Genomic DNA, 14240 nt, shown 5'->3' with positions numbered 1-14240 from the left:
CGACACAGGCAAGCGCCAGCACACCGGAATTCGGTGTGCTGGCGCTGGATTTCGCCGATCAGCCGAGCAGCACCAGCGCACCTGCCCCGAGGAAGACGAGTTGCACGACGGTGCGCAGCGGCAGCGGCATGGTCTTGATGCCGATATCACCCCGCGCCGCACGGATATTCGCCGGGAACATCACGATCAGCAGCAGAATCAGGCCCGCGGCGGCCAATTTGGCGATGGGCGGGATCAGCAGACCGATCGCGCCGCCGATTTCGAGCAGACCGGTAAAGGTGACCCAGCCCGCCGGATTGGGCAGCCGCGGCGGCACCATCGCGACCAGTGCGCCACGCTTGGGCTCCAGGAAATGCGCGCTGGAGGTGAGCGCGAACATCGCGGCCAGTCCGAGCGCGGCGGCGTGCGGCCAGGAGTCGAGCCAACCGAGGTTGCCGACCCAGCCGAGGAACCGAGCCAGTCCGGCGATGACGATGAGAACAATCAGCGGTGCCATCAGAGTCTCCTGCGGGTCGAGCACCTTATCTTGACAGTGACTAGATTAGGTTCGAGCTGGAAACTTGTCAATGGCTAGATTTTGGGCCACCATCGAAACATGGCGAAGAGCGGCTACCACCACGGCGATCTGCGGGCCACCATCCTGGCCGCGGCCGCCGCCCAGATCGCGACCGACGGCGTCGACGCGGTATCCCTGCGCGGGCTGGCCCGCCGCGCCGATGTCTCGCACGCGGCCCCCGCGCACCATTTCGGTGATCGCGCAGGGCTACTGACCGCGCTGGCCATCGAAGGTTTCGGTCTGCTCGCCGCGGAGCTGGCCGGGGCCGGACCCGACTTCCGCGAGATCGCGGTCGCCTATATCCGTTTCGCCCTAGAACATCCCGGTCACTTCGATGTCATGTTCCGGCGCGAACTCCTGCACGCCGATGACGAGCGCCTGATCGCCGCCCGCACCGAGGCGGGCGCGGCCCTGCGTTCCGGTGTCGCGCTCATGCAGCCCGACAACACCGTTGAACAGCAACAAGCCACCCGCCTCGCCGCCTGGTCGCTGGTGCACGGCTTCGCGGCGCTCTGGCGCGAAGGGGCACTACAGGATTCGGCGCTGGCCAACGGTTCGGACCCGGAAACCCTGGCCCGCCGCATGGTCGCCACCGTCCACTTCGAATGACCACGGCCCGTTGACGTTTGACCGTTAAGTTCTTGGTCATGGACATCCATGCCTACCCGACCGAGGCCACCATCCCGGTGGATCTCGCCGAGGCACAACGCATCGCCGACCACTACCTGTCCAGGGCCGACGACGCAGACCGCGGTATCTCCAATCTGCTCACCGAATTCGATTCGTGCTTCACGGTCGTGGCCATCTTCGCGCCGCCCCCGGGTATCGATCCGCACAGACACCCGCTCCCCCCGGCCATTGGCGGTTCGGTCTGCGTCATCGATAAACCAACCGGGGCAGTCTCCTACTGGCCCACCTACCCCACCGACCTGGTCGCCGAACAGTACACGCAGGCAATGCAATCCGGCCGACTGATCATCGAGGACGGCTGGCCGGAAGACGACACCGAAGACGACTGAGCGCGGGATTCGGCTGGCGCGGTCGCGGGCTGGGCGAGGTGGGCAATGATGGCGGCGCGGTTGGGCGTCTGCGATCGACGCTATGGCCTATGCACGGACATCGAGTTCTGCCACCGGGGCTGGCTCGCCGCCCGGCCGGTCGACGGCTTGCAACCACCGGTCGATGCACTCCAGCAGTTCGTCGGGGTCGACGGGCTTGGTGATGTAGTCACTGGCGCCGGATGCCAAGCTCTTCTCCCGATCGCCCGCCATGGCCTTAGCGGTGACCATGATGATCGGGAGCCGGTCGAAGCGGGGCATTCCCCGTATCGCTGCGGTCGTTGCGTATCCGTCCATCTCCGGCATCATCACGTCCATCACGATGACATCGACATCCGGGTTGGCCTGCAGTGTTTCGATGCCTTTTCGTCCGTTGGGCGCGTGGTCCACCGACATCCCGTTCAGTTCCAGCACTCCCGCGATCGCCAGGACATTGCGGGCATCGTCATCGATGATCAGGACCTTGCGTCCGGCCAGCCTGGGCTGCCCGGCCGGGCGCGCCGGTGTTTCGAGCTCCGTCCGGTGCGGATGGGTCAGCAGCAGGATGAACCGTTCGCAGAACTCATCGGGCGAAGTCACCAGTTCGACCCGATGGTCCCGGGCATACGTCTCGATAAGCCGTTCCTGGTCAGGATCGAGTTCACGGACCGGATGTGCAAGCAGCGGAATACTTCTCGACTCCGCGCCCTCGCGCAGGCGACGCAGGAACTCCGCCGTGCCGACCTCCGGCAGGCTCGCGTCCAGCACGACACACCGATATGGATGGGCCGGCAATGCCGCGAGTGCTTTGTCGGCGCTACCGACGGACTCGATGCGGACCGTCCCCGAGGTGTCCGCAAGTGCCCCGACGACCCCACGGACCAGCCGGGTCAGCGGCCGGCTCTCCTGGTCTTCTATGACAAGTACGGAACGATCGATCGGCTTCGACCGCGTCCTCGACTCGGTCGCGACCTCCAGTTGCGGTGTCACCGGAATATGGAGCGTGAACGTACTCCCGGCACCGAGTCGGCTTTCGGCACGAATCTCGCCACCGAGCAGGTTCGCCACCTGCCTGCTGATCGATAGGCCGAGACCGGTACCGCCATATCGCCGGCTGGTGGTGCCGTCGGCTTGCTGGAACGCGGTGAAGATGGCCTCCAGGTTTTGCTCTGCGATGCCGATTCCGGTGTCGCTCACGGAGAATGCGATGCGGTCGTCCTGCCGCCATACCTTGAGCCGGATCATGCCTTTGTCGGTGAACTTGACGGCATTGGACAGCAGGTTGCGTAGCACCTGCCGCAACCGCTGCTCATCGGTGTTGAGGTGGGCGGGAACGCCGGGTTCGACATCGACGTCGAACTCGAGGCCCTTCTCGCTGATCAGTGGCCGGAACGTGGTCTGCACGTATTCCAGCAACTGCCGCAGCGGCACGAACTCCCTTTGAATGTCCATCTTCCCGGCCTCGACCTTGGACAGGTCGAGGATGTCGTCGATCAGCTGCTGGAGATCCTTGCCTGCGGACTGGATCACGTTGGCGAATTCGACCTGCTTCGCGGTCAGATTCCGGGTTGTGTTCTGCGCCAATATGCCCGCCAAGATCAGCAGGCTGGTCAACGGAGTGCGCAGCTCGTGCGACATGTTCGCGAGGAACTCCGACTTGTACTTCGACGCCAGCCCGAGCTGTTGGGCACGTTCCTCGATCTCCCGCCGGGCCTGTTCGATTTCGAAGTTCTTGATTTCGATATCGCGGTTCTGGCGGACCAGCTGCTCTGCTTTTTCCTCGAGTGCCGCATTGGACTGTTGCAGTTCTCCCGCCAGTCGCTGCGATTCCTCGAGTAGGGCGTCGGTGCGCGCATTGGCCATGATCGTGTTGGCATTCACGCCGATGCTTTCCATCAGCTGTTCGAGGAAATCTTGCTGTACCAGCGTGAACCGGCTGAAGGAGGCCAGTTCGATCACACCGAGCACCTGGTCCTCGAACACAATCGGCAGCACGATCAGGTTGACCGGTCCCGCGGCCCCGAGACCGGAGCTGATCCGGACGTAGTCCGGCGGTGTCTGGTCGACCACGATCGCCTTCTTGGTCAGCGCCACCTGCCCGACCAGCGACTGGCCGAGGTCGAATACGACGTTGTCCGCATTGCGCCCGTAGCCCGCGATCAACCGCAGTCGGACGTGGTAGTCATCGGCTTCCATTAAGAAGAACGCCCCGTACTGAGCGCCGACGAGCGGGGTGAGCTGGTTCATGATCAGCTGGGCGACGGCGGTGAGATCCCGGTGTCCCTGTAAGCGTCCGGACATCCGCGCCAGGTTGGTATTGAGCCATGCCTGCTCTTCGTTGGTGCGGGTGGTTTCGCGGAGGGACTGCACCATTGCGTTGATGTTGTTCTTGAGTGCGGCGACCTCACCTTCCGCCTCGACGGAAATCGATCGGGTGAGATCTCCGGTCGCCACCGCGCTCGCGACCTCGGCGATCGCACGCACCTGACGCGTCAGGTTGCCGGCGAGCTCATTGACGTTCTCCGTCAGCCGCTTCCAGGTTCCGGACACGCCCTCGACCTCGGCTTGTCCGCCGAGCCGGCCATCCTTACCGACCTCGCGCGCCACCCTGGTCACCTCGGCGGCGAACGCCGACAACGTATCGACCATGGTGTTGATCGTGGTCTTGAGCTCCAGAATCTCGCCGCGCGCATCGACGTCGATCTTCTGCGACAGATTGCCGCGGGCCACGGCCGTGGTGACTTGGGCGATGGATCGAACCTGACTGGTCAGGTTGCCCGCCATCGAGTTCACATTATCGGTGAGGCTCTTCCAGGTGCCGGCGACATTGGGCACGCGCGCCTGCCCGCCGAGGATGCCTTCGGTGCCCACCTCGCGCGCAACGCGGGTGACCTCGTCGGCGAACGAGGACAAGGTATCGACCATCGTATTGATGGTCTGCGCCAGCGCGGCGACCTCGCCCATGGCTTCGACGGTGACCTTCTGCGATAGGTCGCCGCGCGCAACCGCGGTCGCGACCTGGGCGATCGACCGCACCTGAACGGTCAGATTGTCCGCCATCACGTTGACGGACTCGGTCAGGCCCTTCCAGGTGCCGGATACGCCTTTCACGTCGGCTTGGCCGCCGAGCCGCCCCTCCGTACCAACCTCGCGGGCGACGCGGGTGACCTCGTCGGCGAACGTAGACAAGGTGTCGACCATCGTGTTGATGGTGTCCTTCAGCTCGAGGATCTCACCTCGGGCATCGACCCGGATCTTCTGCGACAAATCCCCGCGCGCAACCGCGGTTGTGACCTGGGCGATCGACCGCACCTGATCGGTCAGATTGTCCGCCATCACGTTGACGGACTCGGTCAGGCCCTTCCAGGTGCCGGATACGCCTTTCACGTCGGCTTGGCCGCCGAGCCGCCCCTCCGTACCAACCTCGCGGGCGACGCGGGTGACCTCGTCAGCGAACGAGGACAAGGTATCGACCATCGTATTGATGGTGTCCTTCAGCTCGAGGATCTCACCTCGGGCATCGACCCGGATCTTCTGCGACAAATCCCCGCGCGCAACCGCCGTGGCGACCTGGGCGATCGACCGCACCTGATCGGTCAGATTGTCCGCCATGAAGTTCACCGACTCCGTCAGGCCCTTCCAGGTGCCCGAGACTCCCAGCACCTGGGCTTGGCCACCGAGTTGACCTTCGGTACCGACTTCGCGGGCGACACGGGTGACCTCGTCGGCGAACGAGGACAAGGTGTCGACCATCGTATTGATGGTGGACTTCAGCTCCAGGATTTCGCCGCGTGCATCCACGGTGATCTTCTGCGACAGGTCGCCCTTGGCCACCGCGGTCGTCACCTCTGCGATCGACCGAACCTGTGCGGTGAGATTGCCCGCCATGACGTTCACCGATTCGGTGAGGTCCCGCCATGTTCCCGACACGCCGGGCACCTGCGCCTGGCCGCCCAACCGTCCTTCGTTGCCCACCTCGCGGGCAACACGGGTCACCTCGTCGGCAAACGCCGAGAGCTGATCCACCATCGTATTGATGGTGTTCTTCAGCTCCAGCAGCTCTCCTTTGACATCCACGGTGATCTTCTGCGACAGGTCGCCCTGCGCCACCGCTGTGGCTACGCCGGCGATGTCGCGGACTTGGGCGGTGAGGTTGTCCGCCATTGCATTCACCGAGTCGGTCAGATCCTTCCAAGTGCCCGAGACCCCAGGCACCGACGCCTGGCCACCGAGCTTGCCCTCGGTGCCGACCTCCCGGGCGACGCGGGTGACCTCGGTGGTGAACAGCGAAAGCTGGTCGACCATGCCGTTGAACACGGTGGCGATCTCGTCCAGCAGCGGATCACCGACCTTGGGCAGGGACCGCCGGAAGTCACCATCGCGTACCGCTTTGAGCCCGTCCAACAGGGGCTGCAGACGTTCGTCGTTGCTGCTTACTCGATCCATGCTGGCGGTGTCTTGGACCATCAGCGGTACCTAACCTAACTTCGCCTCTGCAGTCACTCAGTGTCCGAGGTCTACGTCGAAGTAATCCTGCCCGGCGGCGACCTGCCGAATGGCGTGCAGCAGGTCGTCGAACACTCCAGTCTTGAGCACCAGGCCAGCACCACCCGCCGCTATCACCCGATCGACCATGGATTGGTTCGCATCCCCGGTAAAGACCAGGACCCTGGTCTCCGGGGACACGGTGCGCAGCCGCTCGATCGCATCGATCCCATCGCCGTCGGGCAGCCGGCGGTCGAGCAGGATGACGTGCGGATGGTGACGGCTTGCCGCACCGATGGTGTCCTCGACCGAACTCGCTATTTCGATGACCTCGATGTCGTCGACGAATTCGAAGGCGGAGTCCAACGCCATCACCACCATAGGGTGATCTTCCGCCACCAGTAGCCGAGTATGCCCAGCGTCGACGTCAGCCGACATAGCTGTCAGTCTACATCGATGCCTGTTCGTTGCTGCCGGATTTATGCGAGTCACACTTTCTCGTAGCAATTTTCATGATCTTAATTGAATAGACACGATATTCATCCAGGACCGCAATCCGAATCGCAGGAAGGTAACCAAACCTTCGAGAATCTGTTCGTGTCAGCGCAATACCGCTGCAGCCTACCGCCGATGTCACCGCGCAGCGCGGATGACCTGCTGTTCGCTGTCGCCGCCTCATCGGCGCGGCGCATACTCTCGCGTTCTTCCGCGCACCGTCTGTCATCGTCGGACGTAGCCGAACCCCCGGACTTCCGAAATGAGGTAAAGCAGTGGCGCCAATGCCACCACGTGACCGTTAGGGCTGCCGCGACTCGTCCAGCATCGCCTTGGCGAGGATCAATGTCGCCATTCCACTGAACCCCCCGAAACCGTATTTCACGGTACGGATTGCCGGACCTTCCGCTGACGCCGTGGGCGTTCGAATCCAGCGATGTATCGCTATACGGCGATATCGAGCCCGGTGTGATCTTCGATTCCAGGAAATATCGCAGTAGAAGTTATTGTCGACGCTGTCTACAACTCGGCGCGCAGGTACCGGATTGATTCGCCGCCCTTGGTGTGATGCAGGCGGCCGAAGCGGCTGTCGAGCAGATGGGCCATGGCGTCGGCGGCGCCGGTGTAGGCCTCGGCGACCGTGGCCGCGCGGTGGGTGACGGCAACCGGGGGCTGACCGGATATCCGGGCCTCCAGCACGCACTGCTTATCGTCCGGGCCGCCCTTTTCGGCATTCAGATCGGTCAGGTGGACTTCCAGCCGGGTGACCTGATCGGCGAAGCGATCGAGTGTCGCGGAGATCGTCGACTCCACGCGCTCGGCCAGCGATGCGCCGCCGTGGATATTGCTGCCGGTGTTGACCTGAATCTGCACGAGCGTCTCCAATCCGATAGGTGCGGACAGCACTGTCTGCGTACCGCCGCCAACGGTCGCCGACCCGGCTCGGTGGCCGAATCAGCAAGCCATCGGCAATAGCGACACTACCCGCGCGGGTGCGTACTCAGCAGATTCCCAGGGTCACCCGACGGGCTGCCGGCAATCGACGACGGCGGGTGGCCCGCATCGGGAACCGCGGTGCCACGCAACGAAGTTCCCGCGGTCTCGCGCAGGAACGACCAGGCGACGAGCCCGATCAGGCTGGCGCCGACCATATACGCGGCGGGAAACAGCGACCAGCCGGTCGATTCGATCGCTGCCTCGTTGACCAGCGGGGCGGTGCCGCCGAATGCGGCCGTGGCGACGTTGTACCCGAGGGCGAATCCCGCATAGCGCACATGCGTCGGGAAGATCGCGGGAAAGGTCGAGCTGATGGTCGCCAACTGGGGGACGTACAGCAGGCCGAGCACGATGAATCCCGTAATGGCCCAACCGGTTCCCTGACCCATCAGCCAGTACATGGGCACTGCGAGTACCGCGAGACCGACCAGCGAGACCAGCCACAGCGGGCGGCGGCCGACCCGGTCGGAGAGCCTGCCGAACAGCGGCAGCACGATCATCATCACCAGCTGCCCGATCAGCATCATCGCGGTGGTGGTCGACTCGCCGACACCGAGAGTGTTCTGCAGATAGGTCGGCTGATAGGTGAGCAAGGTGTAGTTCACCACATTGAGGGCGACCACCAGCCCGACCAGCGTCACCGTCTCGCGGCGGTAGGTGGTCACCACCTCGCGCAGGCCGCCAGGCGGATGCGGCTGATCGGCGACCTCGGTGAATACCGGCGACTCGTCCAGATGTGCGCGCAGGTACCAGCCGATCAGGCCGAGCGGCACCGCGAACAGGAACGGGATGCGCCAGCCCCAGTCGTGCATCGCCGCCGATCCGAAGACGAGCTGGCACAACAGCACCACCGCCGAACCGCCGACGAATCCACCGAGCGTGCCGAATTCCAGGAAGCTGCCCAGGAATCCACGCTTGCGGTCATTGGCGCATTCGGCCAGATAGGTTGCGGCGCCGCCGTATTCGCCGCCGGTGGAGAAGCCCTGGACCACCCGCAATGCGATGAGCAGTAGCGGTGCCAGCCAACCGATCTGGGCATGGGTCGGCAGCAGGCCGATACCGCCGGTCGCGGCGGCCATCAGCAGAATCGTGGTGGCCAGCACCACCTTTCGGCCGAGCCGGTCACCGAGCGGTCCCCAGACCATGCCGCCGAGCGGACGCAGGACGAAGGAGACGGCGAAGCCGAGCATGGTGCCGAGGGTGCCGAGATCGCCGGGGAAGAATGCGTCGGTGAGGTAGGTGGCGGTGGCGGCGTAGACGCCATAGTCGAACCATTCGGTGGCATTGCCCATCGCTGAGGCGAGGACCGATCGGCGCAGGGGTATGACCTCCGGTTTGCTGTCCGTCATGCGCGCCTCCTCACCGGCCCCGGTCGGGGGCCTCGATTCGTTCGTCAGGCCCCGCCCGGTTTTGCGGGCAAAGGGCACGAAAGCAACCGTTACCCAGGTTCCGAGCTGGGCAAACAAGCGCCCATGCCGTGCACACACGGATGAGCCCGCCGCGACCTGCGGTATCTACAGCGATTGTGATCGTCGTCATATTGGCGGTTGCGGGCGCCGAACACTGTTCGCCCGATGGGTCCGTAGCGACCGCCCGGCTACCGTCGTGGACGGGTGTCTGCTACGCGTAGCTGGCGGCTGGGGCTCGGGGTGTGCGCGGTCGATGATCGCCGCCCGATCGAGCCGACGGCTGTCAGGGCGAACAGCGCAATGGACAGCCAGCCGAACCAGTCGCCGAACCGGGCATAGACCGTCGTGCCCGACGACAGTGGGATCGAGGCGAGCACCGAACGGGTCACCGTGATATCGGTTCGCGCCGACGACAGGACATGGCCGCGAGAGTCGCTGGCCACGAGTTCGCCGAGTTGTGGTGCGCGAGCGATACCGACGCCGGATTCGATGCCGCGCATGACGGCCATCCGGCTGTGCAGCCAATGGTCGCTGGTGAAGTCCAGTGCCGGAACCAGCAATAGGGTCGCGCCGCGCCGCCGGTTTTCGCGTACCAGGTCCGGACCGTCCAGATCGAAACACACTGCCAACGCCCACGGTTCGCCGGGAACGCGTTGCCAGCCGGTCCCCGGTTCGAGGCCGTCTTCGAGGCCGGGAATCAGCCGGTGTTTGGCATACCGCACGCCCGATGGGTAGTCGATGGCGGCGTTCACGCTGGTTGCGCCGCTGGTGAGGATGAGTCCGGCGACGACGTGGATATTGCGCCGGGTGGCAACCTCGGTCAGTGGGCCCGATAACATCGGCAACGTCGATTCGTCTGCGGTCCAAGCCTTTTCGGGCAGCACCACCGCTTTCGCGCCCTGGTCTGCGAGCCGGTCGATCTCCGTCACCGCGCGCGCGACCATATCGCGACCATCCGGCGAGTCCACCGGAACGTATTCCGGCGGTTGGGAAAGCGCGAGCAGACCGACGCGCACGATATCCCGCTCCGGCGCCACGGCCAGCCGCCACCAGCCGAATGCCCCGACCGCGAGGAGCAGCACCGCGGTCGCACTTGCGACCCGAAGACGTTGGGCAGCAGTCACTTCGGGCGTCGTCAGCACCGCGATAGCCGCCGGCACCAGCAGGATCAGGAAGGTGATTCCCCATGGACCGGTCAGCGACGCGAGCTGAATCAGTGGCAGCACGGTGAATTGGGTGTACGCAATGCTCCACCACGCGCCGAACTGCCCAACGAGCGATACCGAGAACTCGAACGCCACCCAACCAGCTGGCAGCGCCAGCACCGCAAACCCCGGTCGACCCCGCAGCAGCAGCGCACGCGTCATCGCCACCAATCCGCCGAAAACCGTGGCGGTTCCACCCAGGAGCAGCACAGTAACGGGTACAGGTTGCTCGACGGTGTCGATGAAATACGACCAGAACCGCAGCCCACTCCCCCACCACGCCAGGAACCCAGCGAAGAACGCCGTCGCTGCCGCGACTCGCGGCGCAATCAACAGCACCGGCAGCGGTGCCAGAACCACCAAGCCGGGCAACGGATGCAGGCCGGTACCGAAGTACCACAGCACCGCCGACGCCAGAATGGCGGACAGGGTCGGAAAACGCTTCATCGACAGCTCCACTCGATCGGATGCTGTCCGATGCTTCCCGCGCGCGCCGCTCCCCCACATCGCCCTTACGAGCGAACCCCACGTCACTCCTCAGGAGCGGCCGCCGCCGCGTAGGTGCCGGGGCTCATGGCGAGTCAACACAATTCGCCCCGATTCTTCCTACCGAGCGGTCAGTGACGATTCGCCGTGTGACGCCTGCGTGAGTTATTCGAGTCCGGCGGGGCTGCACAATCGCACCGCTCGAACCGCGGCGGCGACCGCCACGAGCGGGGGTATGCGATGGCCGTGTCCGCCGCCCGCCGACCATGCGAGGCCGGGGCCCGAAACGTGTGGCAGGTGCCATACGGCGCGGCCGACATGGAGCACCGCCCCGCAGTGCTGGAGGTACTCGATGGCCCGATCGGCCTTGCTGATGCCGGTGACGAGCCGGATATGGCGCCCGACGGGACCACCGATAGCAATCGTTGGTCCCGACAGGCCGTTGTCCTGGAAGAACAACTCCACCCCGATTCGCAGCGACGCGGGCAACTCGATTCCGGCGCGTTCCGCGCCGAACGTCACCACGATCGTGTCGTCGGCGTGGCCGATCGACCAATCGAACCGGTCGGCCGTGCTGACGGGCTCGGCCGCGGCGGCCATGGGGGTCATCGAATTCGTCGGTATCGCGATCAGTGTGTTCTCCCTTTTCGAACTGTGTTCGCGGAACGCACATCTGCCCAGACGTCGGTGGCGGGAAGACGCACCGTTACGCTGGCCGATCGATTGGGGGAGCACATCGGGCATTTGCCTTGTGTGGGATCTGCCATCTGGAGTCCAGGTTTGTTCGGGCCGAACGTCGTGGACCGGAAGGCCGTTTTCCGGTCGATATTTTCGAAATCGAGCGAAAGATAGCTACGAACCGACTGGTTGGCATTCGCAAATGGGCAGCTATTTAATTCTCGCCCAGCAGAAGATTTGCTTGAGATCGATCCGGTAAATCCGTGACCTGCGAAACTTTCCTCGCTAGAGTCCTTGGCCATGACCGATGCACACGTAAATGGCTGCGGATATGCCTTTGCGCGCGATCTGTGGGCAACCGAGAGGCTATGGCTGTCACGGTCCGTGCGGACTATCCTGGTCGGCCTCGCGGGCCAACTGAGCGGGCTCGGACCACAGGCATGGACTCGCTATGAGGATGGCGAGCTGGAATTCGCGGAGGTGCGCGAGTTCCAATTAGCCCTGCTGCGAGTGCACAGTGTGCTCGCTTGCGAGATCGACGCCGGGATGTCGGAAGCTGCCGCCGCCGCCCTCGACAATACGGCCGAACTGGGCGACGTCGCCTCCGCCACGGGCCTGGACCGGGCGCATGCCTATGCGCGCTGGGGCGCACTCACCGCGGTCGGTGAGCGTATGGCGCTGATCATCTCGCAGCCGTGGCCGGATGCCGGGCCGTCGGTGCTGCGGACCCCCGAAGCGCTCTACGAGCGAGATCGGCGCTGGTGGCGGGTGAGCACCGCCGCGAGACGCAACGCTCATCACGCCATCGTTGTTGTCGATCGACTGGTGCAGCGGATATACGCGATCGACCCGGACGGCTGGCAATCGGATGCCACGGGAACGCGGTGGGAGCTCCGGGCACTCGGGTCGGCACCGCTATCACAGATCCAGGTGGACCGTGCATACGAAAAGGGCCACCTGCCGGTCCGATTGGGCGACCCCTATCCCGCCCGGCTGGATCGCGGGTGCGTCCCCTGTTACTTCTCGGATGTGCGCGATGGCAACTGAACAGGGCACCTGGACCGAGATAGCACCGGGGCGTTCGGCGGCTGCGGGCGATGCCGAATTCGCCGGTCGCTTGGACAGACTCATCACCGAATGGGAGGCCGGGCACGGCCGACCACTGCAATACCGCACTCTCGCGGAAGCTCTCGCTCGCAACGGGCAGGCGACATCCGGGTCCTACGTATCCATGCTGCGGCACGGACATCGATGTCATCCCCGTTCCGAACTGATCGAGGCCCTTGCGGACTTCTTCGGTGCCGACCCCTACTGGCTCGGGACCGGACTGCCTCGCGGTGAACGACGAACCGATATCAGTGTCATCGCAACCGTTTCCGACGACCCGCTCCGGCGGCTGCTGCGGACGGCCGTCGACCTCTCGCCACCGTCGCTGTCCATACTCGCGGATCTCGCCGAGCGGATTCGGCCGGGTGACACCGACCTGCCGAAGCTGAGATATACGGCACGGCTGACCGACTTGTCCTGATTCCGACGCTCGGATCGGGCATGCCGGAAGGTGGCGTCCGGATGATTACGGCGTCGATCGATGCCAAATATGCTCGACGAGCGAAACGCGGCGTCATGCCCCATCACAATCCGATGTCAGCCGGACGACGGCGAGGAATCAAACTTTCGGTATGCGACTGTCCTGATTCTCCGACATTTGCTCGCACCTATCACCTATTTCTTGGGTCGAAGCTGGTCAGGACATTGCGACTGTGGTTGTCTGTTGGCTCGCAGCTGCCGGTCCACGGCCGCGCGCTTCAGCGCGTCCGTCTCATATTTCTGGCCCACAAAATAGAAAAGGACAATTCGTGATCGAAACCTCGCGCATCGCGGCGATCGGATTCGCATGCGTTGCGGCAATCGCGCCGGTAACCGCCCATGCGGACGCATCCGTCGAACATGACATCGAGTACAAGGTCACGTCGGTGGAACATGCGGTAATAACCACACTATCGGGCGGGACCTTCGTTCTCGACCACGACCGCAGCTCGTTCACAATTCTCGACGGGAGCGGCGCGCCCGTAATGGTCATGCCAACGCGATTCACCGTGGGCGACAAGGTGCTGACGGTCGACTCTTCGCTCAGCAAAGATGCGAAAGAACTGCGGTTGACACCCGGTGAACTGCGGCCCGCCGCCGCACCGGCCGCGACACCGGCCGCCACGCCGGTCGCGTCACCGATCGAGAATCAGGCCGCGATGGCGGAGTTCTCGACGCGATTCGGGCTCGCCGCCACGATCGGCACATTCGTCGGCACCATGATCGGTCTGGTCGTCGGGGGCGTTACCGGATGCATTATGGGTTTGCCGCTGTTCGGGGTGGGCTGCATACCCGCTGCGATGGCCGGTGCGGGGATCGGCGGCGTGCTGGGGACAATTACCGCCGGGGGACCGGTTCTGGTCCTGTCGGCGGTGGAACTGATCAACACACTCAACGCACCCGACGGCACGACTAAATGGGCGCAGAGCGCATCGGCGAAACCCGATAATTAGCTGATCGCCTATGCGATGCGATCAGGCGCGACACGGCGCGGATATCGCGTAGCGCCAGAAAATTCTGGCATTCGTACTTTGCGAATGGTCGATCAATCCACCTCATCGAATGGAATGACTACCGCCGAATTCGTCGCGCCCTCGAAATGCTGCGCAATTCAGAACTGATTCCGGTAATGCCGCCGCGGTTCGATACTGCCGCGATGGACGGGTACGGCCTCCTTTCGGCGTGTGGGGTGCGCCGCCAGCGCGGTGTGCGTTGGCGGCGCTCCGCGCACATTCGCGCCGGATGACAACACTCCGCCGGGTGGTGTGCCACCGACGACATGGGCGGACGACGACAGGGGTGAGTG

At 64.3% G+C, this 14240-nt stretch carries 12 protein-coding genes; 5 read left to right on the top strand and 7 right to left on the bottom strand.

Annotated features, from left to right (window positions below):
• Positions 1-58 precede the first annotated feature (58 nt).
• Positions 59-496 carry a DoxX family protein gene (locus ABZ293_RS37810; protein WP_355188806.1) on the bottom strand — a complete coding sequence of 146 codons (438 nt, stop codon included), beginning with the start codon at positions 494-496 and terminating at the stop codon, positions 59-61.
• Positions 497-595: 99 nt separating this feature from the next.
• On the opposite strand from ABZ293_RS37810, the gene ABZ293_RS37805 reads away from it, so the two are divergent.
• On the top strand, positions 596-1165 hold the full coding sequence (locus ABZ293_RS37805) for a TetR-like C-terminal domain-containing protein (RefSeq protein WP_355188804.1): 570 nt from the start codon (positions 596-598) through the stop codon (positions 1163-1165).
• 38 nt (positions 1166-1203) lie between these two features.
• Positions 1204-1575 carry a hypothetical protein gene (locus ABZ293_RS37800; RefSeq protein ID WP_355188802.1) on the top strand — a complete coding sequence of 124 codons (372 nt, stop codon included), beginning with the start codon at positions 1204-1206 and terminating at the stop codon, positions 1573-1575.
• An 87-nt stretch (positions 1576-1662) separates the two neighbouring features.
• Here the strand turns inward: ABZ293_RS37800 and ABZ293_RS37795 are convergent, their stop codons facing one another.
• The 6 genes from ABZ293_RS37795 to ABZ293_RS37770 all read right to left on the bottom strand — a co-directional run bounded on the left by ABZ293_RS37795 (position 1663) and on the right by ABZ293_RS37770 (position 11278).
• Entirely contained in the window at positions 1663-6060 is a 4398-nt protein-coding gene (locus ABZ293_RS37795; RefSeq protein ID WP_355188800.1) for a HAMP domain-containing protein, read from the bottom strand.
• Between the two features lie 36 nt (positions 6061-6096).
• On the bottom strand, positions 6097-6516 hold the full coding sequence (locus ABZ293_RS37790; RefSeq protein WP_354955704.1) for a response regulator transcription factor: 420 nt from the start codon (positions 6514-6516) through the stop codon (positions 6097-6099).
• 576 nt (positions 6517-7092) lie between these two features.
• Entirely contained in the window at positions 7093-7446 is a 354-nt protein-coding gene (locus tag ABZ293_RS37785; RefSeq protein ID WP_354955700.1) for an HPF/RaiA family ribosome-associated protein, read from the bottom strand.
• 107 nt (positions 7447-7553) lie between these two features.
• On the bottom strand, positions 7554-8918 hold the full coding sequence (locus ABZ293_RS37780; protein WP_355188798.1) for an MFS transporter: 1365 nt from the start codon (positions 8916-8918) through the stop codon (positions 7554-7556).
• Positions 8919-9166: 248 nt separating this feature from the next.
• Complete coding sequence (locus ABZ293_RS37775; RefSeq protein ID WP_355188796.1) at positions 9167-10630, bottom strand: hypothetical protein; 1464 nt, start codon at positions 10628-10630, stop codon at positions 9167-9169.
• Positions 10631-10834: 204 nt separating this feature from the next.
• Positions 10835-11278 carry a hypothetical protein gene (locus ABZ293_RS37770; protein WP_355188794.1) on the bottom strand — a complete coding sequence of 148 codons (444 nt, stop codon included), beginning with the start codon at positions 11276-11278 and terminating at the stop codon, positions 10835-10837.
• Positions 11279-11647: 369 nt separating this feature from the next.
• Here ABZ293_RS37770 and ABZ293_RS37765 point away from each other — a divergent pair, with 369 nt between their 5' ends.
• The 3 genes from ABZ293_RS37765 (at position 11648) to ABZ293_RS37755 (ending at position 13887) form a co-directional block, all read left to right on the top strand.
• Entirely contained in the window at positions 11648-12394 is a 747-nt protein-coding gene (locus ABZ293_RS37765) for a hypothetical protein (RefSeq protein ID WP_354955694.1), read from the top strand.
• Positions 12384-12875, top strand: coding sequence for a hypothetical protein (locus tag ABZ293_RS37760; protein ID WP_355188792.1), 492 nt, complete (start codon positions 12384-12386; stop codon positions 12873-12875). The genes ABZ293_RS37765 and ABZ293_RS37760 overlap by 11 nt, the downstream gene beginning before the upstream one ends.
• Before the next feature lie 328 nt (positions 12876-13203).
• The gene (locus ABZ293_RS37755) at positions 13204-13887 is read left to right on the top strand and encodes an ammonium transporter (protein WP_355188790.1); all 684 of its coding nucleotides are present in this window, start codon (positions 13204-13206) and stop codon (positions 13885-13887) included.
• The last annotated feature ends 353 nt before the right edge of the window (positions 13888-14240 follow it).

It is taken from the genome of Nocardia sp. NPDC005998, from assembly GCF_040614395.1.
Taxonomy (GTDB): Bacteria; Actinomycetota; Actinomycetes; order Mycobacteriales; family Mycobacteriaceae; genus Nocardia.
Note: the sequence above shows the minus strand (reverse complement) of the source record. Positions and strands in the feature narration are given on the sequence as shown.